This is a genomic window from Mahella australiensis 50-1 BON (assembly GCF_000213255.1).
GTDB classification, from domain to species: Bacteria; Bacillota; Clostridia; order Mahellales; family Mahellaceae; genus Mahella; species Mahella australiensis.
Window position 1 is genome coordinate 1,100,593 of sequence record NC_015520.1, and the last position, 24,595, is coordinate 1,125,187.

Below are 24,595 nucleotides of genomic sequence, written 5' to 3' on the forward strand. Positions count from 1 at the left end.
GAGAATGATTAAATGAACTTATTGCATGTTAATGGCAAGGATATAGTAAATGAATCGGGCAAAAAGGTAATGTTGCGCGGCACATGCGTTGGCGGCTGGATGAATATGGAAAACTTTATCAATGGCTACCCCGGCACAGAAAGCAACCTGCGCAGCCTCATGAAAGAAAAAATAGGGGAAGAATTAGCCACATTTTTCTTCGATGAAATGGCCGACAACTTTCTGGCCGAAGATGATTTTAAGTTTATCGCGGAGAGTGGTGCAAATTGCGTCCGCCTGGCCATAAACTATCGCCACTTTGAGGACGACGAGAATCCTTTTGTCTACAAGGAATCGGGCTTCAAGCGCCTTGATAAAGCCCTCGATATGTGCAAAAAATATAATCTGTATGCCATAATAGACATGCATGCGGTGCAGGGATGGCAGAACTCGCATTGGCACAGCGACAATATATGGGGATTATCACTGCTTTGGCGCGATAAGCTCTACCAAGACCGCTTCTATGCTCTATGGCAGGAGATAGCACGGCGCTATGAGGATAGAAGCGAAGTAGCAGGCTATGAGCTTATGAACGAGCCCTCGTCTAATACTACAATAGGCGATTTCCCCTATAATTGCGATGAAAACTATAAATCGGACAGCATGCGCTTCAATAAAATAATAAAGACCGCCACAGAAAAAATAAGAGAGGTTGATAAGCGCCACATAATATTTGTTCAAGGCGATTATTACGGCCACATATTCAATATCATGGACGAGCCCTTCGACAGCAATACGGTCTATTCCTGCCATGATTATGTGGTATCCGGCTTCGGCCCCGGCAAGTACCCAGGCTTTTATGAGCAGCTGCGCAATGACAGAGTCGAGGAATCTGGAGAATGGAATTATGATAAACAAATCAGCCATATAATGGACAGCGATGCTTGGAAATTTGCGCAAAAATACAGTGTTCCCTTATGGATGGGCGAATTCGGTTCCCAATACAATACAGGCGAAGATGATATACCCTACCGCCTGGCATCCATGAACGACCAGCTAAAGGCTTTGAATGAGCTAGGCATACATTGGACAACATGGACTTACAAGGACTGCGGCGTAATGGGCTGGGTTACATTAGCGCCGGACAGCAAGTATATGAAGCTCATAGCCCCTGTGCAAAAGATGAAGGCCACATTGGGTGCTGAAAACTTCACGGGATGGAGGGCCGCTTCTACTGCCAAAGGAATGGTCGACGATCTCGCCAAATATATGGAAGAAGTGATCGGAAATCCTTCATTTAAGCATGACAGCAATACGAGATGCTTAAGCAATGCTGTATTGACAGGCTATGCCGCGTGTTTGCTCCAGTCTGAATACGTTAATTTGTTTGCAGGTTATAGCAAAGAAGGACTTAAAGGCATTCTCGATTCTTTCAGCTTCGATAAATGCGTTATAAACGATGGATATATAAAGATACTGAAAGAGAGAATCCGCGATTAACAACTGCGACTGTTAATAGCCCGCGCCGGTATTTGTACTGTAGCGGGCTTTATAGTATAATGATAAATATAAATAAGTTTATCGTTCAAGGAAAGGAATTGAGACCTTTTGGCCATGATAAAAACGGCTTTTGAAAGATTCAGAGATTTAAGCATATCCAAAAAGATCGTGCTATATTATCTTTTTGTATTCATATTATCAACCTCTTTCCTTTCCATTGTTTATAAAGAGGTAAATAACAGCATCACCAATAGCAAGGTTATGCAGATTTCTAACGAGATAACGTTAAACATAAATTCTAACATAACATCGCTGATAAATTTAGTGGACAATCAGTCCAAGATACTTATATCAAGCGAGCTCGTGCAGGATGCATTATCTAGCAGCAATAAAGGCAACAGCGCGGTTTATGTCCAGTCGCTCAGCAAATACCTTGCAAACTTCCTTAATTTCAACGATTTTATATCGTCGATATACATTTTTGATAATAACGGCAACAAATATTTTGTGGACAACGTTTATTTCAACAGCATAGATTTCAACAAAATAAAATCCATGAATTGGTATGAACAGTTGGTAGATTTAAAGGGCGGCTATATATTGAAGCTAGACGCCGGCAAGCTTTTAGAACCTAGCAATGATCAGCCAAACTATGTATCTTTCGTCCGGATAATAAACAATATCGATACGCAAGAGCCTTCGGGCATGATGATAATAAATATATCTAAAGCCTATCTGAGCAATTATGTAAATAGCGCTTTAAACGCATACACATCCAGCGTGCTTATAAAAGATGAAAACGGCGCGGATGTGATAAATTCAGCCAATATAGATGCGAACTTGAGTAAAACTATAACTAACTACATAAAGCCCAACAGCGCATCTATACAAAAGATAAATGGCCAAGTATATATAATATCCGACCTCAAGAACGATTATGGCTGGAATATAATAAGCGTAACGCCTTTTAATGAACTGAACAGCCAATTTTGGGTATACAACATGACGCTGCTTATCGTCATAATAATAAATGCTGTGCTCATAATCCTGGGCTTGCTGTTCATATCGCTTTATATAACGCAGCCTATAACAAAGCTGGCCCATTCCATGAGCAACATAAAAGATGGGCATTTTGAGGAAGTGAACGTCATTACGGGCAATGATGAGATAGGTATGCTAAAGGACGTTTACAACAAAATGATAATAGAGATACAAAATCTTATAGGCGACATCATAAACGAGCAAAAAATGAAAAGAAACCTTGAATTGGAGGTTATGCAAGCCCAGATAAAACCGCATTTTTTGTTCAACTCTTTTGACGCCATAAACTCGCTCATACTTATGGACGATACTGAAAATGCCAGCAAGATAGTAAGGGCTTTGGGGAAGTTTTATAAATCCTTTTTAATGAGCGGCGATGAGGAAATCACTATAAAAGAAGAACTTGATATGATAGACAACTACCTTACCATACAAAACATAAGGTTTGAAGATAAATTCGATGTCATCAAAAATATAGACGAGCAGACGCTCGACTATAAAATACCAAAACTAATCTTGCAACCGCTGGTTGAGAATGCCATTAATCATGGCATAAGGCCAAAGAGAGGCAAGGGCCTGTTGACCATAGAGGCAAAACTAGAGGGTGACCACGTAATTCTCGCTGTGGAGGATAACGGCAAGGGTATGAGCGATGCCAAAATCCGTGATATCGCGGAGGGAAAGTTCAGCGGTGTTGGCCTTAAGTCTACTATAGAGAGGCTAAGGCTTCACTATAATGCCGATAATATAGTAAAAATATATAGCAAACCCGGTAAAGGCACACGAATTGAAATAACCATACATATAATCGAGGAGAATCAAGATGTCTGACTGTAGAATAACGGTGCTCATTGTAGATGACGAGTATTTGGAAAGAAATTTAGTAAAGAGATGCATAGATTGGAACGCATTGAATTTGGAAATAATAGGAGAGGCTTCAAATGCCGATGACGCTTTGAAGCTCATAGAAAGCTTAAAGCCCGATATAATATTTACCGACATACGCATGCCCGGTATGGATGGCATAGAATTTAGCAAAATCGCACTACAAAAATGGCCGGATGCGAAAATCGTTATACTCACAGCATACAACGATTTCGATTATGCCCAAATGGCGCTAAAAATCGGTGTATCCGATTTCCTCCTCAAGCCCATAGACGACGAAGAGGTCTTAAGCACCGCAACCAAACTAAAAGCGCTCATCGAGACCGAGCGAAGCGAAAGGAACGAATTCGACGAACTGAAGAAACAAATACAGGATAACCTTCCTTATTTACGCGAGCGCTTCCTCAATGAGCTCATAAGTGGTTCCATAGAGGATAGCGCTATAGACGAAAAACTCACCTTTTTTGGCATAGCGTTTAACGATAGTGTATATCAAATAGCCGCGCTATCTGCCATAGGGCCAGTTGAAATAAAGGAGGAAAACCGGCTCATTCAAAATCTGCGCATGGTGAATTATGTGAGAAGCTATTTCAAAAAGCTGAATAAGGTTATAGTCTTTGTCGATACGTTTAATAGAATCATCATATTGAGCAACAATGAGAGCTTGGATTTATATAAAATATGTATTCGCTTAAAAAACAAAATAACAAAAGATATAGGTTATAATACAAACATAGGAATAGGCAATATAAAAAGTAGCGCATCTGCCATTAAAACATCTTACAAAGAAGCAATAGACGCCCTCAATTATTGTGCTGCCGCAGGTGTTGACAATATTGTTATGTGCTATAGGGACATACAGGCTACTAGCGAGGAAAGCAAAATCAATAACAGTCGGTTAAGATTTTGTTTAAAATCCGGCTTAGAAAACGAGACCATAGATATCATAAAAAAAGCATTTTCCGGCATAGATGCTGCGAACACTAACGCTATACCATCGGTGCGCATAACCGCTTTAGATATCATATCTATCTGTTGTTCAGTGATGCTAGAAGTCAAAGAGAATTTCGATGATTTATACCTACGCGAAATAGAGTCTTATAGAACAATAATAAATGCCGAATCAGTACAGGTCATAGTCGAACACGTGTTAGCGATAGCCAAAAGCGCTATAAGGGCTATAAGTAAAGAACAGGCCGATAATATGAACAATTTAATAAGCGATATAAAGCGGTTTATTAAGGAGAATATAAGCGACCCTAATTTATCGCTGTCATATGTCGCCAAACACTTTTATCTGAACCCTAGCTATTTAAGCAGAATGTTTAAGAAGGAAACAGGCATAACGTTCATAGAATACCTTATCAATAAGCGCATGGAAAAAGCGATAAGCCTTTTAAAGGAAAAAAATATGAAATCTTTTGAAATCGCAAACGCAGTCGGCATAAATGACCCGAATTATTTCTCCTCGTGCTTTAAGAAATATACCGGCTTGAACGTAAGCGAATACAAAAAATTAGCGCAGCGCGACGAACTTTCATAAGCTGACGTCCGTCTGCCGTATAACTGACGCGATCAGGGCAATATCAAACCTAGCCGTCATGCGAAGTATCGTGCTCTTGCCATCACCGTTGGACCATATAACAGCGGTCATTCCAGGGCCTAAATACGCAGTTACCTCTAAAGAATTATCTGGGGAAATATCAGCTATTTTTGGGCATGTGCGTGGGGTAAAATGTTTTTTATCGTGCCTGCAAACGTGCTATTTATCTATAGTTATGAACATCGCAATTAGCTCTATATACCTCAAAGTCCCGGCCTTGGCATAGAACTAAATCAAGATTTGATCGAAGAATTGGCTGTTCGCTGATAATAATGTTATATAAGCATTTTCTGCTATATTCTAACTACGGTTATCCCAGACCTTTTCTATGAGTATTTTTTAGAACAGGCTAATGAAAAGCATTGTAATGGATACCATTGTGTACCGATTATAAGAAAGGTTTTTCGTTATAAATTTGGTGGTCAATTGCAAAATAAAATACGCAGACATAAATAATTGCCAAATTGTTTGTAACATATAACGCTTGTATTTGTAGTATGCATATAGTAATCTATACGCATAAATTTGTATTTGGAGGTTTTGCTATGCCTAAAAAAGCATTGATTGTACGAGGTGGGTGGGAAGGACATCAACCAATTCAGGTAGCTGACGTATTCCATAAGATACTGGTAGACGAGGATTTTGAGGTGGAAGTATCGGATACTTTAGATGCGTTCCTGGACAAGAAAAAATTGATGGATTTGTCTTTAATAATACCTATATGGACTATGGGCAATATTACTCAGGAACAAGTCAATCCGGTATTAGAAGCTGTAGGAAATGGGGTTGGTCTTGCCGGTTGTCACGGTGGCATGTGTGATGCGTTTAGGGAATGCGTTGAGTGGCAGTTTATGACAGGCGGCAACTGGGTAGCACATCCCGGAAATGATGGTGTGGAATATACCGTTAATATCAAAAGAGGCTCCAGCATTATAGTTGAAGGGATAGACGATTTTGTAGTCAAATCCGAGCAATACTATCTGCATGTAGATCCGGCCGTTGAAGTGCTTGCTACCACTCGCTTTCCGGTAGTAGACGGTTACCATGCGGCTAATGGCCAAGTAGATGCTCCGGTAGTATGGACTAAACGGTGGGGAGCAGGAAGGGTATTTTATTGTTCTTTAGGTCATCACGCCGATATATTTGAAATGAGAGAGCCTCGTGAAATAATGAGGCGAGGTTTTTTATGGGCGGCTGAAGGCAGGGAAGTTGCGAGTCGGGAAGGGTTAAACTAATGAGCAAGGTTAAAGTGGGTATTATTGGTTGCGGAAATATTTCTGATATTTACATAAAAAATTTAACCACTGTATTTGATGTTACCGAGGTAGCAGCTTGTGCGGATATGATGCCTGAACGATCCTGTGGGAAAGCTCAAAAATTCGGCATCCCTAAATACTGTACGGTTGAAGAGCTATTGGCCGATCCTGATATACAGATTATCCTTAATCTTACCACCCCCGGTTCTCATGCTGAAGTAGCAATAAAAGCTTTAGAAGCAGGAAAGCACGTTTACAGTGAAAAGCCACTGGCTATTTCGCGTGAGGATGGTAAGAGGATCATCGATGTGGCAAAAAATAAAGGATTGCTTGTAGGCAATGCGCCCGATACGTTTCTCGGAGGCGGTATACAGACCTGTATCAAGCTCATCGATGATGGTTGGATAGGCAAACCGGTGGCTGCAACTGCTTTTATGCTCTGCCATGGTCATGAGAGCTGGCATCCTGATCCTGAATTCTATTATCAAGTCGGTGGAGGGCCTATGTTCGATATGGGCCCTTATTACCTTACCGCCCTTATAGCTATGCTGGGTCCTGTACGCAGGGTGACTGGCTCAGCTCGGATAACTTTCGTTGAAAGGGTTATCACCAGCCAACCTAAATACGGTAATAAAATAAATGTTGAAGTGCCGACTCATATAGCTGGTATATTGGACTTTGATTGCGGAGCAATAGCTACTATCGTGACAAGTTTTGATGTTTGGGCATCGCAAACGCCTAGAATGGAAATATACGGTAGCGAGGGTACGCTTATAGTGCCTGATCCTAATACCTTTGGAGGGCCTATACTGCTAAAAAGGAATGACACGAATGACTGGAAAGAGATACCGCTAGTTTATGGTTTTTCCGATAATAGCCGCGGTATCGGGGTAGCTGATATGGCTTACGCCATATTGGAGGATCGACCGCATAGGGCTAACGGTGAGATGGCATTTCATGTATTGGATATCATGCAAGGTATCCACGATGCTTCAAAAAATGGGACTCATTATTATCCCATAAGCAAATGTCAGCGCCCTGAACCGTTTGCGCGGGGGTTGTAAATAAATTATATGGAGGAGATAAAATGTTAGCACATACACCGCCTATGGGTTGGAATTCATGGAATACATTTGGAGAGAATATATCCGAGAAATTGATTAAGGAAATAGCAGATGATTGGATAGAACTAGGATTATTAGATGCAGGCTATCAATATCTTGTAATCGACGATTGCTGGGCAGAAAAAAAGAGAGGCAAAGATGGTTTATTGGTACCTGATCACAATAAATTTCCTAATGGTATGAAAGTAGTTAGTGATTATGTCCACTCTAAAGGATTAAAATTCGGTATGTATTCTTGTGTCGGTACCATGACTTGTGCGGGATATCCCGGCAGTTTGGAACATGAGTTTGTGGATGCAGAAACTTTTGCAATGTGGGGCGTGGATTATCTTAAGTATGATTATTGCTATAAACCTCATCATATTCCGGGACATATACTTTATAAAAGGATGGGGATGGCTTTAAAAAACTGTGGTAGGGATATACTTTTCAGTGCTTGTAACTGGGGTGCCGATGATGTATATGCGTGGATTCGCTCGACAGGTGCGCATATGTATCGTTCTACTGGTGATATTGAGGATAAGTGGGAGTCAATCAGAGATATTGCATTAAGTCAAATGGATAAGGATTGTTATAGCGCCTCTCATTGTTATAATGATATGGATATGCTGGTAGTTGGCATGTATGGTAAAGGAAATGTAGGCCGCGGCGGCTGCAGCGATGAGGAATACAGGACTCATTTCTCGCTTTGGTGCATGATGAATTCCCCATTGATGATAGGGTGTGATATACGCGCGATGAATCGAGAAACTGTAAATATTTTAACTAATAAAGAAATAATCGCCTTAAACCAAGATCCCGAAGGCCGTCAAGCTTATCTTATCGAACGTGGCAATATAGGTTATAATAACGTTAAAGTATTGGTTAAGCCTATTTCCGATGGCAGCTTTGGAATTGGTTTCTTCAATATGGGAGATACCGATGCCAGAGGCTCTTTACAATTTTGGGATATTGGTTTACCTTCTCTAACCGGCTATGGCTTTAAAATGAGAGATCTATGGGAACATGAAGATATCGGGGTTTATAAAGAAAATTACACATGTGATTTGAAACCACATCATTGTAAAGTATTTAGAGCAAAGCTGGTAAAAGACTAAAATAAGTATACTATACCGGGAGGAATTTATAATGCGTTTAGGTGGTCCTATATTTGATGATTATTGCGACCCTGAAACTTGGATACAAGCGCTGAAACGTCATGGGTATAGAGCTGCGATTTGGCCTCTTGCCGCCGATGCCGGAGGACATGAGTTGGAGGCTTATGTAGAAGCTGCAGCTAGTGCCGATGTAGTTATAGCCGAAGTAGGAGCATGGAGCAATCCATTGAGCGGAAATGAGACGGAACGTCGTGATGCTATAGCTTTATGCCAGCGACAACTGGATTTAGCCGACAAGGTAGGAGCGCGTTGTTGCGTGAATATTGCTGGTTCACGTGGCGAGCAATGGGATGGTCCTCATCCCGATAATTTGGCGCAAGAAACGTTCGATATGATAGTGGATACGGTCAGAGAAATAATAGATGCTGTAAAACCATCGCGTGCTTTTTATACGCTGGAGCCTATGCCCTGGATATATCCTGATTCGGCTGAAAGTTATTTAGATCTATTGCGTGCTATAGATCGACCTCAGTTTGCTGTGCATTTTGACCCTGTGAACCTTATAAACAGTCCCGCTCGTTATTATAATAATGGCACATTTATATGCGATTTTATAGACAAACTTGGACCGTATATAAAAAGTTGCCATGCCAAAGATACACTGCTTTCGGGTAAGCTTACGGTACATTTGGACGAGGTGCGCGCCGGCTTGGGATACTTGAATTATGCCGTTCTTTTACAACGTCTCGATGCGTTGGATAGCGATATGCCGCTAATCATAGAACATTTGTCATCTGATGATGAATGCGTACAGGCTGCCGATTACATTGGTGCGGTGGCTAAGAATATCGGTGTACGGCTATAAAGACATTAAGGGGCAAGGCAAACCAGCTTTGCTGGCCCTTGATGTCCACTTTGCTATTGCAATTATACGAATAATAATGTAAAATAAAATGCGTTAAGAGGGAGTAGTTGCCCTTAACAGGGCCGATGGAATCAACATGCTGGCTTATGCCTGGTTCCATCGATCGGTGTACCGAGAATGAGACTTTTAGCAGGATGAATAATTCTGCTAAAAGTCTTTTTGTTTACATAAACTTGAAAGGGTGATACATATGAATTGGAAATTGTTTCTTATAGCCTTTGGCATGTTGTTTTTGGCTGAAATGGGTGACAAAACACAATTAGCTGTATTTACGCTGGTGACACAGCATAAACAGCCTCTGCCCATATTTCTCGGCGCCTCTGCAGCGCTAGTAGTGGTGACCCTTATAGGAGCGCTGTTTGGAGACGTTGTGGCAAAATATGTACCTCAAGCCGTTTTGCAACTTATTGCCGGTGGCTTATTTGTAGCTATAGGTATATTCGTGTTATGGGGAGCGGTTCCGGAATTCATAAGAACATATCTGCATTGAAAAATTGTTCTTGCTAACCGCAGTATAAGGTGCTACAATAGAATATATAGTATAGTATATTATATAATATACTATATATAGTATGTATATGCTGGAGGTTGGACTTATGATAACATCTATGATAACATCTATAAAAAAGCGCGATGGCCGTATCGTGGAATTTCAACGCAGTAAGATAGAGGATGCTATATTCAAGGCTGCACAAGCGGTGGGCGGTAGCGATCGCAGTATAGCGGTACGCCTTACCGATAAAGTAGTGGATATGCTGCTTCAAAGATTTGACGGCGGCATGCCTTCGGTGGAAGATGTCCAGGATATAGTAGAAAAAGTCCTTATAGAAGAGGGTTATGCCAGAACGGCCAAAGCCTATATATTGTACCGCAAGCAGCATCAAGATATACGTGAGATAAAGAAAGCGTTGCTTGATGTGGAAGATTTGGTGGACCAATATATAGGCAAAATGGATTGGCGTATCAATGAGAACAGCAATATGGGCTATTCGCTCCAAGGATTAAATAACCATATATCCACTACTGTGACATCGTCCTATTGGCTTAACAAAATCTATCCGGTGGAGGTGCGCAATGCCCATGTCAATGGTGATTTGCACATACATGACCTCGGCTTGCTCTCAGCCTACTGTTGTGGCTGGGATCTTAAAGATTTATTAATAAGCGGTTTTACTGGTGTGGATGGAAAAGTAGCTAGCCGTCCGGCCAAGCATTTCAGGACGGCTTTAGGTCAGATAGTAAACTTTTTCTACACATTGCAGGGAGAGGCAGCCGGTGCTCAGGCATTCTCCAGCTTTGATACGTATTTAGCGCCGTTCGTACGTTATGACGGATTAAGTTATAACGAAGTAAAACAGGCGCTGCAAGAATTTATATTTAATATAAATGTTCCTACGCGTGTCGGATTTCAGACGCCGTTCACCAATATTACGATGGACCTAGTAGTGCCTAGTATATTGGCCGATGAACCCGTTATAATCGGCGGCAAGCTGATGGATAAAACATACAGAGAATTCCAGTGTGAAATGGATATGATAAACGCCGCTTTTGCTGAGGTTATGATGGAAGGCGATGCCAGTGGTCGCATATTTACATTCCCCATACCTACATATAATATTACCAAGGAATTTGACTGGGATAGTCCAGTAGTGGGAAAAATTATGGAAATGACAGCTAAGTATGGCCTTCCGTATTTCAGTAATTTCGTGAACAGCGATATGAAACCCGAGGACGTAAGAAGTATGTGTTGTCGTTTGCGCCTTAATAATCGTGTGTTACAAAAACGCGGCGGTGGTTTGTTCGGCGCTAATCCACTCACCGGTTCCATCGGTGTGGTTACGATAAACATGCCGCGCATAGGCTATATTTCCAAAAACGAAGACGAATTCATGGGCAGATTGGGCCGTATGATGGATATAGCTAAGACTAGTCTTGATATAAAACGCGAAGTGCTCGAAAAGATGACAGAAGAAGGCCTTTATCCATATGCACGTTTCTATTTGAGGGATGTATATGAAAGGTTTGGGTCATATTGGCAGAATCATTTTAATACAATAGGACTGATCGGGATGAATGAGGCGCTTCTCAATTTTATGGGTTGTGACATAACTTCGGAAGATGGCCGTCAATTCGCTTTGAAGGTATTGGATTTCATGAGCGAAAGAATGGAAGAATATCAACAGCAAACCGATATACTATACAATCTGGAAGCTTCGCCTGCTGAGGGTACATCCTATCGTCTGGCTAAAAAGGATAAAGCATTATATCCGGATATAATAACATGCGGCGACAAGGAACCGTACTATACAAATTCAACTCAGTTGCCGGTTGACTTCACCGATGACATATTCACCGCTTTGGATCTCCAGGAAGAATTGCAGTGCAAGTACACGGGCGGTACGGTATTGCACGGTTTTATAGGTGAAAGCATAAGCGATGTGGATTCGTGCAAAGCTCTAGTAAAGAAGATAGCTTATAATTACCGGATACCGTATTATACGATAACGCCGACATTTTCGATATGCCCTGACCATGGATATGTGTCGGGCGAGCACTTCACGTGCCCGCATTGCGGCGGAGAGTGCGAGGTATACAGCCGAGTGGTGGGTTACTACAGGCCGGTGCAATGCTGGAACAAGGGTAAACGCCAGGAATTCTCTGACCGCAAGGAATTTGTGGTATGATATACGACCTCATGCCGGTAACATTAGCCGATTACCCGGGAAAAGTAGCTGCTACTGTATTTGTAAGCGGCTGCAATTTTCGATGCCCATATTGCCATAACAGCTCGCTTATAAAAGTGCAACCACCTCTTAGGGCAGTCAATGATATTTTAGCCTATTTAAGTCATCGCCGTCATTTGCTGGATGGCATATGTATTACTGGGGGTGAGCCGACGCTGTGGGACAGTCTGGAGGGATTTGTAGTTTCTGTTAAAGATGAAGGGCTTGCAGTAAAGCTGGATACAAACGGTTCCAGGCCAGACGTATTGGCTGACTTGTTGAACAAAGGGTTTTTAGACTATATAGCCATGGACATAAAAGCGCCTTTGACCAAATATGGTGACTTTGTGGTGCGACAGGAGGATATATTCAATGTAAAAAGAAGCATCAATATAATTATGGAATCCGGTATAGAATATGAATTCCGCACCACTGTTAATCAAAACCTTATGGGCATGGAGGATTTTGTCGATATAGCAAATTGCATAGCTGGAGCGCATAAGTATGTGCTCCAGCCATACAAGTATAGCGATGGCGTGCTCAACGAACATATCTGCGGTACTAAGCCGTGCGATCCGGGTTTTTTAAAGCGGATTAAAGCTGATATAATCGATCTTTTGCCATCGATTGTTATAAGAGGGTAAATATTACGGAAGTCTTAGCAAAAGACCTTCAGAATGCGGTGGATACCCCGGCCGATTCGAAGGTGGCCATTTCGGCCTGTATGTGCGTGACAGCATCTATAATATGGAAAGCGAGCGCTGCACCTGTGCCTTCGCCCAGCCTCATCCTCATGTGGAGCATGGGATGCAATCCTAGCATATCCAACATTATGCTATGACCCGGTTCTTCGGATACATGGGAAGCTATCATGTATTGTACGGCTTTTGGCTCTAATTTACCGGCTATTAAAGCGGCGGCTGTGGATATGAAACCATCTATGACCACGGGCACTTTATGGGCAGCAGCGGCGAGAATAGTACCTGTTAGCCCGGCTATTTCCAATCCCCCGACTTTGTGTAACACATCTATGGGGTCAGCAGGGTCAGGTTTATTTATATCTATGGCTTTTTGTATCGCGATCTCCTTTGCCGATAGCCCACAAGGGCTTATACCAGTGCCGCGGCCTATAAGTTGGCGTAAAGGTAGATTGGAGAAAGCAGCTAATATGGCGCTGCTAGCGGTAGTATTGCCTATGCCCATCTCTCCTGTAGCCAATAACGTCGAGCCATTAGATATCTGAGCAGTGGCCACAGATATACCACCTTCTATAGCGGCTATGGCCTCATTGCGGCTCATGGCCGGGCCTTTAGCCATATTGTCGGTACCGTATTTTATCTTTTTTACTATAAGATTTGGATGGCTTATATCAGTAGCTATCCCGATATCGCAGCATGCTATATCAGCTCCGGCATGTCGTGCTAGCACATTTATGGCAGCGCCGCCGTTTAAGAAATTCATCACCATTTGTGGTGTGACCTCTTGCGGAAAAGCGCTGACGCCTTCTTCTACAACGCCGTGGTCGGCAGCCATTATGATTACGGTTTTTTTGCCGATTTTGGGTATGGCTTGACCGGTGATACCGGCCAATTGTTTTATTATATCTTCTAATATTCCGAGACTGCCGGGCGGCTTGGTAAGCGAATCCAGCCTTTGCTGGGCATGGGCTACGGCATCCTCGTTTATTGAAGATATAGAGGATAAGGTGTTTTGCAATAGTGTCATAAAAAGGCTCCTTTCATTTCTATAAGTTTATAAAATAAAAAGTTCTTGAACGCAGATCGACTGCATTCAAGAACTTTACCATCATCCCTGTGCTTTATCATAAACAGGCAGGTCTTCTGGCTCGCGGATCATCGCATTTCTCGCCTTCCCAGCACTATAGCCAGTGGCATTGTGAGAAACATTCCCCGCATACAGCGGCGGGACCGCCCGAGAATTACACACGGTTCCCTATTATCTCCTTTCGGAGCACCTGCTTATGCTAGTTATTTTATGTTTCCAGTATACCAATTTGCTTATAATATGTCAATGAATTATTTGTTCTTTTCCACAGCGTGAGGCTCATTTTGTGACTGTTCAGGTATCTCACAGGCTTGGTAACTGATTAGCCTCTGGCTCATGTGTTTCGGATATCGGTGAAACTAAAGCATTGCATTGGTATATGTCCTCTGTAGTCTGAAGAATGTTTCTTGTACGCTTAGCTGCTCGCTCCACTCGAACAGGCTAACGGCCGCAATTCGCATCCGTGCTCAGGCGGCCTGCATCCGGCCTCCGTGCCTTCGGCCACGCCTGTTCTTCGTTCCGCTTGCAGAGCGTACAGCGAAACGTTCTAAGGCCTGCTCCAGACATATACCAATGCTTCTGCTATTTCTGCCCGATTATTCGTAGAGGGCTTAAACATATATGCTGAGCGGGCTTTTGAAGCGTAGGACCACAGCAATCTTTGATTGCGTAGTGGTCCAGCTTCACAGCCGTAGCGAGGCATATATGTTTAAGCCGTGTCCTACACTTCGCTAAGTTTCACCAGATATCCTCCACAAAATCGCCTTGAGGCTAATCGGTACCTTCGCCCACGTGCAACGGTACCTGAATAATCACCTCATTTTTTTGCGTGTATAATAGCTTTTGCAGCGGCCGGGACGATCGCTAAGGATGTTGACCGATATGTTGATTAGAGTTGTTGAAACCATAATTTCACAGCAACCATTCAAAATTTTGCGATTATGAGTGATAAAATGCCGAATTTGTATCTTCCCATTGACGATAGAATTAAAGCTGTTATCATCAATAGTATACAAATATCGTTGAGGGGAGAATTTTTATGGATGATAATAAGATGAATGCGCCTGACGAGATAGCCGCTCATGTATCACAAACATCGGTACAGAAAGCTGAGAGGGATGCTATTAAAACGTTTGTATTAGCTGTACTGGCCGGCGTTTTTATAGCACTCGCGGCTCAGGCGTCTAACATGGCCATTCATACCATAACCAATTATGGCTTGAGCAAAGTTGTAGGCGGAGCGGTATTCTCCGCAGGTCTTATTATGGTGTTGCTGGCAGGGGCAGAGCTCTTTACGGGCAATAACCTTATGATAATTGGTGTACTGGATAAAAGAATTACGATGGGGCAGATGCTGCGCAACTGGATTATAGTATATATTGGCAACTTTGTAGGTGCTGTATTGATTGCTCTCCTTATAAACCACAGCAATCTTTTGAATTCCAGTAACGGTGCACTGGGGGGATTGACGGTTAAAATAGCCGTGTCCAAAGTAAATCTATCATTTGAGCAAGCCTTCATACTTGGAATCCTTTGCAATTGGTTGGTCTGTATAGCGGTATGGATGTCTTACGGGGCAAAAGATGCGATCGGTAAAGTAGCCGTTATATTCTTTCCCATATGGATTTTTGTGTTATCAGGTTTTGAGCACAGTGTGGCCAATATGTATTATATACCTGCCGGCATATTGGCCAAAAGCGATGATGCTTTCGTTCAGGCCAGCCATGTATCTTTGGATATGATAAATAAACTCAACTGGGGTTCGTTTATCATAAACAATTTACTACCAGTGACGTTGGGCAATATTGTTGGTGGAAGTTTGCTTGTAGGTATGATATACTGGTTTATATATAGTTACAAAAGAAATAATGGAGTTGTAAAAAGAGAAAAAGCAAGAAAGGGAATGAGCGCTTAACAAAGGAGGTTAGCTCGCTGTGGATACGTCAAAGGATGTAAGCATATTCGATGTGGTGGAACCGGATATGTTGAAGGACTTGTTGAATTCATTTGTGCTGGCTACTGGATTAGGAGCTATATTCATCGATCCTTCTGGGCAAAATTCCATAGTACCCAATGGGTATGATGAGGTATGCCCGTTTTGTAAGACGGTGCGTTCTTGCCCTATGGGTATAGAACGTTGCAAAGAATCTATGGTAAAAGGCGGAGAATTAGCTTCAAAGCTCGGTGAGCCGTATATATTTCGCTGTCATGCCGGCCTTATAGAGTTTTCGGCACCTATAATGTTCGAGGATATATACTTGGGCAGCATATCATGTGGGCCAGCGCTTATGTGGAATTGGGACGAAATTGCCATAAATGAGATCCAGGAAGCTACTAAGGACCTTCCTGTGAATAAGGAATCATTATTGGTGGCCAGCAGCAAAATAAAAATTCTGACCAGCAAAAGCGTACAAGCGTCGGCCGAGATGCTATTCGTAATGGCCAGCTATATAGCTGAGCGTGGCATAACGGAACTTCAACAGCGTAAAGAATTGAGCGAACAGCAAGCAAAGCTTGCCGAAGCTATTTTTGAGATGAAACGCGCGCAGGAGACGATAAGGTTGTTGGAGTCCAGAACGGAAGAAAACTGCTATCCTGTTGATAAGGAACGCGAATTAATAGGAAAGGTGCGCATAGGGGATAAAACTGGCGCAAAGAAGATTTTAAACGAAATATTGGGAGCCATATTTTTCCAAAATGCTGGGAATCTTGAAATTATGAAAGCGCGGCTGATGGAATTGGTAGTGCTTTTATCCAGAGCAGCGGTAGAAGGTGGAGGCAGTCTGGATAAGCTGTTGGGGTTAAATTACAGCTTTATTTCCGAGCTGTCCGCTATAAATAAATTTGAAGATTTATGCCGGTGGATAGTGAAGGTGCTGGATGCGTTTCTCGATTCGGTATACGAAACCAAAAATATCAAAAATGCCAAAATACTCAGTGAAGCCATGAATTATATACGCCGCAATTATAATAATGATCTATCGCTGGAAAAAGTAGCTCAAAGTATCTATATAAGCCCGTATTATTTAAGCCATTTGTTCAAAGAGGAACTTAATATCACGTTTGTGGAATATCTCACAATGGTAAGGGTGGAAGAAGCAAAAAAACTCTTGTCTAATCCATCGATGTCGATATTAGCCATAGCCTCTGAAGTCGGGTACGAAGATGCCAGCTATTTCAGCAAGGTATTTAAAAAGACTACCGGTCTTTCACCCAATCAATACAGGAATGTATGCTGATAAGCCAGAGCAAGATTATACCCGATTTGGCAAGAATGATAAAGACATAGCGGCATAATGCTGTTATAATATAAGTGAATTATGTCCGATGAAGATGTTTACACACTGGGGAGAGGAGTATATGCATGATAATTATAGGTGAAAAGATAAATACCAGTATCAAGGCTATACGGCCGGCAGTAGAGAATCAAGACGCCGGTGTTATACAGGAGGTGGCTTTGAAACAGGTAGAAGCTGGTGCGCATTATATAGATGTGAATTGCGGCACGTTTCCGACCAAAGAACCAGAATTATTGCAGTGGTTGGTAGAAACAGTGCAGCAGGTAACCGATAAGCCATTATGTATAGACAGTCCGAACCCGAATGCTTTAAAGAAGGCCCTGGCCGCCAATAAAAACGGTAAACCATTGGTTAATTCCATAACCGCCGAAAAGGAGCGCTATGATGCTATATTGCCGTTGATAGTAGAGTATGACACCTCTGTAGTGGCATTATGCATGGACGATAGCGGTATGCCCGAAACGGCTGATGAAAGGCTTGCCATAGCCGAACGCCTGGTTGAAAGCCTCAATAAAGAGGGTATTAAATTGGAGGATATCTATTTCGATCCTATGGTAAGGCCTGTGGGGACAGGTTCACATTATGGCGTAGTAGCATTGGATACCATATCGAGGATTATGAAAGAATTCCCCGGCGTGCACACTACATGTGGCTTGAGCAATATATCGTTCGGTTTGCCCGGACGCAAGCTTATAAATCAGGCTTTTTTAATACTGGCTATAGGAGCAGGATTGGACAGCGCCATACTGGATCCGTTGGATAAAAGGATTATGTCATTTGTATACGCTGCAGAGTTGTTGAAAGATAAGGACCCGTATTGTTTGAATTATATCACCGCTTTCCGCGAGGGGCGGTTGGATATATAAAATTTTAAAAGAAATAATTTATGAGGAGGAATATATCGATGGCAGATTTTCGGGCTATAGCGGATGCGCTTAAAGCTGGCAATGCGCCTAAGGTTAAAGAATTGGTGCAGGCGGCAGTGGATGAAGGCGTGGATCCGGCTGAAATAGTAAATAACGGCCTTATAGTAGGTATGAGTGAGATAGGCGAATTGTTCAAACGCAATGAGGTCTATGTACCCGAGGTGCTTATAGCAGCAAGGGCAATGCATGCCGGTATGGATATTGTAAAACCATTGTTGGCTGAAAAAGGCAACATAACTATAGGCAAGGTTATCATTGGTACTGTCAAAGGAGATCTTCATGATATAGGCAAGAACCTGGTGGCCATGATGTTGGAGGGCGCTGGTTTCGAAGTTATCGATCTTGGCGTCGATGTATCGCCGGAGAAGTTCGTCGAGGCTATAAGGGATCATCAACCTCAGGTAGTGGGTATGTCGGCGTTGCTGACCACAACTATGCCGTCAATGAGGGATACCATAGAGGCGATAAAAGCAGCTGGTCTGAGGGATAGCGTAAAGATAATGATAGGTGGTGCGCCTATAACGCAAAACTTTGCCGATGAAATAGGGGCTGACGGATATGCTCCTGATGCTGCATCCGCAGCCGATCTAGCCAAGGAACTTATAGGTAAATAACATTTATTTTACAAAAAGGCAGCTTTCGGCTGCTTTTTTGCTATTAAGGCTTAAGGAGATAGTGATTGTGGAGATATTGAAGAATTTCAAAATAAAGATTAATAAGGCAAATGTGCTTAAATATCTGGGTTACAAAAATCCTGAGGATGTATCGTCGGCTGTAGAGGCCGATGTCGATGCTCAGATAGAAGTAGCGCAAGGATTACTGGAACCTGCGCTGATATATGAAGAATATCCTATAAAAGTAGATGAGGATCGACAAAAGGTATATATCTCCGAAGATAAAGCGTGGGATAGCCGCTTTGTATCTACCTATATGAAGGGCTGTGATACGATGATAGTGCTAGTATCTACCATAGGGCCCAAGCTGCCGGAAGAGATAAACAAGGCCTTTGCCCAAGGGGATTATTTAAGAGCAATGGCATTGGACGCTATAGCCGATAACGCTATAGACAACATCAATAAGCAATTTTGGGTTAAGTTAGTGAATAGGGTAAAAAAGGAGAGTAAGGGTATAACCGGCATGCTTAGTCCGGGCCACAGCGATTGGAGTCTAGAACAACAGAAGCTGCTGTTTGAACTTTTGGATGCGTCGGCCATAGGCGTATCGTTGACCGATTCATGCCTTATGATGCCCATTAAGTCTACGTCGGGTATATATGGTATAGGCAAGGAAATACCGATATCAAAATCATCGCATAATTGCGATATGTGCCCGATAAAGGGCTGTTTTATGAGAGAGGTGGGCTAAGTTTTGTTTAACGTGGTTGTAAAAATGGATGACGATGACCTGCTATTGCAGGCGCAAGATGGGCAAAATCTGCTCAAATTACTAAGAGATAACGATGTACCTATACCTTCGGCATGTGGTGGACGGCAGTTTTGTGGTAAATGCAAGGTAGAGGTACTCAAAGGCGATAAAACATTAGGTTATTATACTGCAGGTGAAATGGATAGCCTTTCATATTTGGAACGGCAGATGGGTTATCATTTGGCTTGTGCTATAGCTGTATCCGAGGATATGGAGATAGCCATTGTGAATATGGAGGAAGAGGCTCGTATAATGACCGACAGCGCGTCGTCTACGTTTGCATTGGAGCCGGATATATACAAATATCACCTAGTGCTGCCTAAGCCGACTATATCAGATCAACGCAGTGATTTAAAGCGCATAGAGGACGCTGTGAATATAAGAGATGATGTGGACAGAAGCATATTGCGCCGTCTGCCTGATATATTGAGGAGCAATGATTTTAACGTTACAGCCGCTTTTGTAGGCTATGAATTGATCGATGTAGAGGGCGGGGATACAACGGCGCATAAATACGGTATGGCCATAGACATAGGTACTACGACGGTGGTCGGCTTTCTTATGGATATGAATACAGGGCTTCAGCTAGACGTTTATTCATTTTTAAATCCACAGAGGAGCCGTGGAGCAGATGTTATATCGCGTATAGATTATACTATAAACAATGAGCACGGCTTGGAAGAATTAAGCCGTATGATAACGGACGATATAAACGATATGATAGAAGCGTTTACCAATAAAAACAATATATCGCGCAATAATATATACGAGGTCGCTGTAGTGGGCAATACGGTGATGATGCATCTCTTATTTGAGCTACCCGTGAAATATATAGCCACGTCGCCTTTTATACCGGTTATAGCCAAACGTTATTTCGTCAAAGCAAAGGACGCGGGTATCAACATAAATCCCAACGGGTATGTCTATCAAATACCCAATGTAGCCGGTTATGTAGGTTCTGATACCGTTGCTGCCATATTGGCATGCGATATGGCGCAACAGGATTCGATAAGCCTGATGCTGGACATAGGAACTAACGGCGAGATAGCCTTGGGCAATAAGGATATGATCTATGCTTGTTCAACAGCAGCCGGTCCGGCATTTGAAGGAGCGCAGATACGCAATGGCATAGGTGGCGTCAAAGGGGCTATAAACAAGATAACGCTGGATGGCGGCGTGGACTTTACTACTATAGGTGGCGAGCAGCCGATAGGCATATGCGGATCGGGTATAGTGGATGCCATATCGGAGATGCTCAAAGCCGGCATAATAGATGAATACGGCCGCATAAGGACGCGCGACGAGCTCGCGGGTACGCCGTTTGCCGACAGAATAATCGAGATAGATAATAAGCCCGCGTTCCTTTTGACGTATGTGGATAATGGCGAGAGTATAGCCATATGCCAGAAAGATGTGCGCGAGCTGCAACTCGCTAAAGGCGCTATCGCTGCCGGCGTGCGCATACTCATGAAAGAGGCTGGCATAACGATGGATCAAATAGAGCATGTTTATCTGGCTGGCGGTTTCGGCAATTATATAGATTACAACAGTGCATGCAATATAGGCTTGTTGCCTATGGAACTGCGCGATAAGATTACTGGTATAGGCAACGGGGCGGGTGCCGGCGCTAAGATGTGCCTCATGTCGCAGCAGTATATGAAGAAGGCCGAGACTGTCAGGGATAAGATACATTATATAGAGTTATCCACGCGCCCCGACTTTCAGGATATTTTTATTGATTTGATGGGATTTTCAATATAGACAAAAGTTTCTTTATATGTTAAACTGATAGTGTAGATATCAATATTTTGTAAAGTGTAAATTCGATGTATAAGGGGGCGACGGCGTGAGTCTAGCCAAACGATTTGTCTTTATAGTATCGGTTGTATTATTGGCCGCATTTATCACGGCCGATGCCCCTTTCTATGCTCAAAATACGCATCATGCCCAAATTGGCAAACAGATGATGATGGCTTCCGCTTCAGCCACTCAGAATGGCATTACGGTCATGACTTACAATATACATCATGGCCGCGATATGAGCGGCCGTGATAATTTGGATAGTATAGTTCAAGAAATACGCTTATCAGGTGCGCAGATTATAGCGCTGCAGGAAGTGGACAGATATATGCCTCGTTCAGGGTTTAAGGATCAAGTTAAATATATAGCCGATCAATTATCCATGTATTATGCTTATGGAAAAACAATAGATATATTGAGTATAGAATACGGAAATGCCGTAATAAGCGCTTTCCCTATATTAAAACGGGAGAACATAATATTGCCCGGAAGCAGCATAGAGCCCAGGGCGTTGCTGAAGACCGAAATCGCTGTGGGAAATGATATTTATAATGTGTGGGCCACTCATCTGGGATTATTGCGTGAAGATAGATTTAAGCAAATAGATGCTATAAATGCCGCTTTGGCTCAAGAGAGCAAACCTACTATATTATTGGGTGATTTCAACAATATTTGTTCTTCGGATGAGATAAGTGACATATCCGATAGATTAAAAGACGTTGCCGCATTGCTTGGCAAGGGTGATGCAGGTACCTACGCTTATGGAGATAATGCGCCTAACGTGCGCATAGATTATATATGGGTAACCGACGATATATTGCCTGTTGAATATCATGTAAATTTATTGGGCTTATCCGATCATGCCAGTGTAGTGGCGAAGTTACTGTTGAATGGCAAAAAGAATTTTTAGGAGGACTTATATGAAAAAGCTGCTTATAATTACGGCATATATGGTTATTCTAAGTGCTGTGATATCAACGCCGTTATCGGCTTTAGCTGCCGATAATATCGTATATGTGATACCGGCTAAAGGCGAAGTGACGCCAGCTATGGCGGGATTCGTATCATCGTCCATAGAACAAGCAGGTAAGGAAGGTGCGTCTGCGATAATACTCGATATAGATACGCCGGGTGGATATGTCCAGTCGGCTATGGATATTAAGGATGCTATAATGGACTCTCCGGTTCCTGTAATATCATATGTGAATAAACGTGCGCTGTCTGCCGGTGTACTTATAGCCATAGCAGCGGATCATTTGGTCATGGCTCCAGCTAGCCATATGGGTGCTGCTGAGACCATACCCAATACCGAAAAAAATATAGCAGCTTGGTCAGGCGAGCTCATGGCCACCGCCGAGCAGCGCGGCAAGGACCCTCAGGTGGTGGCTGCTATGGTGGATAAAGATATAGAAATACCCGGCCTGGTAGAAAAAGGTAAACTACTGGATTTAACGGCCAATAAGGCATTGGAGATAGATTACGCTGAAGCGGTATTAACTGATATAAATGATGTTTTAGCGGAGTATGACATGAACGGATATGCTGTGAAAAATATAGAGCCAGATTGGCGCATGAGATGGGCGGCTTTTATAAGCAGTAGCGCAATTGCTCCTATATTGCTGGGTATAGGTATAGTGTCCTTGCTTATAGAGATATTCACGGTAGGATTCGGCATATTCGGAACTATAGGCATTATATCCTTGGCGCTGTATTTTGGAGGCAATATGTTGGCAGGCTATAGTGGATGGGAGGCTATATTGCTGTTTATAGCCGGTATAGTGCTGTTGCTTATAGAAGCTGCTGCGCCAGGGTTGGGTGCGGCAGGCATAGGAGGTATAATAGCTGTGATAGCCAGTATATTTTTTGCATCGCCATCGCCCACATCAGCCATTATATCTATAGTAGTGGCTATAGCCATATGTGCAGTGGGATTGCCGTTGGCGTTTAAGTATTTTACTAAAAGCCGTTTATTTGATCGCCTCATATTATCAACGGCTGAAAGGGGGGAGAGCGGGTTTATCGGCACTACTACATCTGCCGATTATATAGGTAAAACCGGTGTAACTGTCACACCGCTGCGCCCGGCCGGTACGGCTTTAATAGATGACAAACGCGTCGATGTAGTATCCGAAGGGGCTTTTATAGATAAAGGAGCAAGGGTGCGCGTAATTAAGGTGGAGGGTCCACGAGTGGTGGTAGAGGAAATAGTTGAGCGATAACCAAATAGAGATGGAGGAAATATTTTATGGAATGGTTGATAATACTCATAATTATAGTTATACTGGCAATAGTGGTTTTGAGTTTTGTGCCGTTGGGCTTATGGATATCGGCTTTGGCCGCGGGGGTACATATAGGCATAGTTACGCTTATAGGCATGCGCTTGAGGAGGGTTGTACCCGCCCGCATAGTGAATCCGCTCATTAAGGCTACTAAGGCGGGTATAGATGTCGATGTAAATAAGCTGGAGGCACATTATCTGGCTGGCGGTAATGTAGATAGAGTGGTCAATGCTTTGATAGCAGCACAAAGAGCGGCTATTCCGTTGCCGTTTGAGCGAGCAGCAGCTATAGACCTGGCAGGCCGGAATGTGTTGGAGGCCGTTCAGATGAGCGTTAATCCCAAAGTAATAGAAACACCTCAGGTATCAGCGGTTGCAAAAGACGGTATAGAGGTCATCGCCAAGGCGCGTGTAACCGTGCGCGCCAATATCGACCGCTTGGTAGGCGGCGCTGGAGAAGAGACCATCATAGCCCGTGTGGGAGAGGGCATAGTTACAACTGTAGGTTCGGCAGCAAATCATAAAGAAGTACTAGAAAATCCGGACTCGATATCTCAAACGGTGTTGGAAAAAGGTCTGGATGCAGGTACGGCTTTTGAGATACTTTCCATAGATATAGCCGATGTCGACGTTGGCAGAAATATAGGTGCGAGATTGCAGATGGATCAGGCTGAGGCCGATAAGAATATAGCGCAGGCCAGGGCCGAGGAGCGCCGTGCTATGGCAGTAGCTCAGGAGCAGGAGATGAGGGCGAGGGTTCAGGAGATGCGCGCTAAAGTCGTCGAAGCTGAGGCCGAGGTACCAAAGGCTATGGCGCAGGCTTTGCGCGAAGGCAAGCTCGGTGTTATGGATTACTACCATATGCAGAATATCCTATCTGATACGCAGATGCGCAATGCCATAGCTGAGGAAAATAAATCCGAAAAACCAGGGGATGAGAGGTAGAGAT

Annotated in this window: 20 protein-coding genes and 1 riboswitch; of the genes, 19 read left to right on the top strand and 1 reads right to left on the bottom strand. The window is 43.0% G+C overall.

Annotation, left to right across the window (positions count from 1 at the left end; genetic code table 11):
• The first annotated feature begins 12 nt into the window (after positions 1-12).
• From MAHAU_RS05325 to MAHAU_RS05370, 10 genes are all read left to right on the top strand, one after another.
• The gene (locus MAHAU_RS05325) at positions 13-1,479 is read left to right on the top strand and encodes a glycoside hydrolase family 5 protein (protein ID WP_013780698.1); all 1,467 of its coding nucleotides are present in this window, start codon (positions 13-15) and stop codon (positions 1,477-1,479) included.
• A gap of 114 nt (positions 1,480-1,593) precedes the next feature.
• Positions 1,594-3,351, top strand: a complete 1,758-nt coding sequence (locus tag MAHAU_RS05330; protein ID WP_013780699.1) for a sensor histidine kinase — start codon at positions 1,594-1,596, stop codon at positions 3,349-3,351.
• Entirely contained in the window at positions 3,344-4,948 is a 1,605-nt protein-coding gene (locus tag MAHAU_RS05335) for a response regulator (protein WP_013780700.1), read from the top strand. Before MAHAU_RS05330 ends, MAHAU_RS05335 begins: the two co-directional genes overlap by 8 nt.
• Before the next feature lie 605 nt (positions 4,949-5,553).
• Complete coding sequence (locus MAHAU_RS05340) at positions 5,554-6,243, top strand: ThuA domain-containing protein (RefSeq protein WP_013780701.1); 690 nt, start codon at positions 5,554-5,556, stop codon at positions 6,241-6,243.
• Entirely contained in the window at positions 6,243-7,328 is a 1,086-nt protein-coding gene (locus MAHAU_RS05345) for a Gfo/Idh/MocA family protein (protein WP_013780702.1), read from the top strand. The genes MAHAU_RS05340 and MAHAU_RS05345 overlap by 1 nt, the downstream gene beginning before the upstream one ends.
• A gap of 23 nt (positions 7,329-7,351) precedes the next feature.
• Complete coding sequence (locus MAHAU_RS05350) at positions 7,352-8,485, top strand: glycoside hydrolase family 27 protein (protein ID WP_013780703.1); 1,134 nt, start codon at positions 7,352-7,354, stop codon at positions 8,483-8,485.
• A gap of 31 nt (positions 8,486-8,516) precedes the next feature.
• Positions 8,517-9,350, top strand: a complete 834-nt coding sequence (locus MAHAU_RS05355; RefSeq protein ID WP_013780704.1) for a sugar phosphate isomerase/epimerase family protein — start codon at positions 8,517-8,519, stop codon at positions 9,348-9,350.
• A 250-nt stretch (positions 9,351-9,600) separates the two neighbouring features.
• On the top strand, positions 9,601-9,900 hold the full coding sequence (locus MAHAU_RS05360) for a TMEM165/GDT1 family protein (protein ID WP_013780705.1): 300 nt from the start codon (positions 9,601-9,603) through the stop codon (positions 9,898-9,900).
• A 118-nt stretch (positions 9,901-10,018) separates the two neighbouring features.
• Positions 10,019-12,094, top strand: coding sequence for a ribonucleoside triphosphate reductase (locus tag MAHAU_RS05365; protein ID WP_041644368.1), 2,076 nt, complete (start codon positions 10,019-10,021; stop codon positions 12,092-12,094).
• Positions 12,091-12,777: an anaerobic ribonucleoside-triphosphate reductase activating protein gene (locus tag MAHAU_RS05370; RefSeq protein ID WP_013780707.1), complete on the top strand. Its 687-nt coding sequence runs from the start codon at positions 12,091-12,093 to the stop codon at positions 12,775-12,777. Before MAHAU_RS05365 ends, MAHAU_RS05370 begins: the two co-directional genes overlap by 4 nt.
• Before the next feature lie 28 nt (positions 12,778-12,805).
• On the opposite strand, the gene cobT is transcribed toward MAHAU_RS05370, so the two are convergent.
• Positions 12,806-13,858, bottom strand: a complete 1,053-nt coding sequence (cobT, locus tag MAHAU_RS05375; protein WP_013780708.1) for a nicotinate-nucleotide--dimethylbenzimidazole phosphoribosyltransferase — start codon at positions 13,856-13,858, stop codon at positions 12,806-12,808.
• Between the two features lie 89 nt (positions 13,859-13,947).
• Positions 13,948-14,127: riboswitch (cobalamin riboswitch) on the bottom strand.
• Between the two features lie 830 nt (positions 14,128-14,957).
• Here cobT and MAHAU_RS05380 point away from each other — a divergent pair.
• The 9 genes from MAHAU_RS05380 (at position 14,958) to floA (ending at position 24,591) form a co-directional block, all read left to right on the top strand.
• Positions 14,958-15,833 (top strand): formate/nitrite transporter family protein, encoded by an 876-nt coding sequence (locus MAHAU_RS05380; protein ID WP_013780709.1) that lies wholly within the window; start codon positions 14,958-14,960, stop codon positions 15,831-15,833.
• Positions 15,834-15,852: 19 nt separating this feature from the next.
• Positions 15,853-17,157, top strand: coding sequence for a PocR ligand-binding domain-containing protein (locus tag MAHAU_RS05385; RefSeq protein ID WP_013780710.1), 1,305 nt, complete (start codon positions 15,853-15,855; stop codon positions 17,155-17,157).
• Between the two features lie 125 nt (positions 17,158-17,282).
• Positions 17,283-18,083 carry a methyltetrahydrofolate cobalamin methyltransferase gene (locus tag MAHAU_RS05390; protein WP_013780711.1) on the top strand — a complete coding sequence of 267 codons (801 nt, stop codon included), beginning with the start codon at positions 17,283-17,285 and terminating at the stop codon, positions 18,081-18,083.
• A 38-nt stretch (positions 18,084-18,121) separates the two neighbouring features.
• Positions 18,122-18,757 carry a corrinoid protein gene (locus tag MAHAU_RS05395; RefSeq protein ID WP_013780712.1) on the top strand — a complete coding sequence of 212 codons (636 nt, stop codon included), beginning with the start codon at positions 18,122-18,124 and terminating at the stop codon, positions 18,755-18,757.
• A 67-nt stretch (positions 18,758-18,824) separates the two neighbouring features.
• Positions 18,825-19,508 (top strand): vitamin B12 dependent-methionine synthase activation domain-containing protein, encoded by a 684-nt coding sequence (locus tag MAHAU_RS14960; RefSeq protein WP_013780713.1) that lies wholly within the window; start codon positions 18,825-18,827, stop codon positions 19,506-19,508.
• A 12-nt stretch (positions 19,509-19,520) separates the two neighbouring features.
• A complete protein-coding gene (locus tag MAHAU_RS05405; RefSeq protein ID WP_245543960.1) occupies positions 19,521-21,329 on the top strand; it encodes an ASKHA domain-containing protein in 1,809 nt (602 codons plus the stop codon).
• Between the two features lie 85 nt (positions 21,330-21,414).
• Positions 21,415-22,278, top strand: coding sequence for an endonuclease/exonuclease/phosphatase family protein (locus tag MAHAU_RS14965; protein ID WP_013780715.1), 864 nt, complete (start codon positions 21,415-21,417; stop codon positions 22,276-22,278).
• Positions 22,279-22,288: 10 nt separating this feature from the next.
• Entirely contained in the window at positions 22,289-23,587 is a 1,299-nt protein-coding gene (locus MAHAU_RS05415; protein ID WP_013780716.1) for an NfeD family protein, read from the top strand.
• A 26-nt stretch (positions 23,588-23,613) separates the two neighbouring features.
• Positions 23,614-24,591, top strand: coding sequence for a flotillin-like protein FloA (gene floA / locus MAHAU_RS05420; RefSeq protein WP_013780717.1), 978 nt, complete (start codon positions 23,614-23,616; stop codon positions 24,589-24,591).
• Positions 24,592-24,595 lie beyond the last annotated feature (4 nt).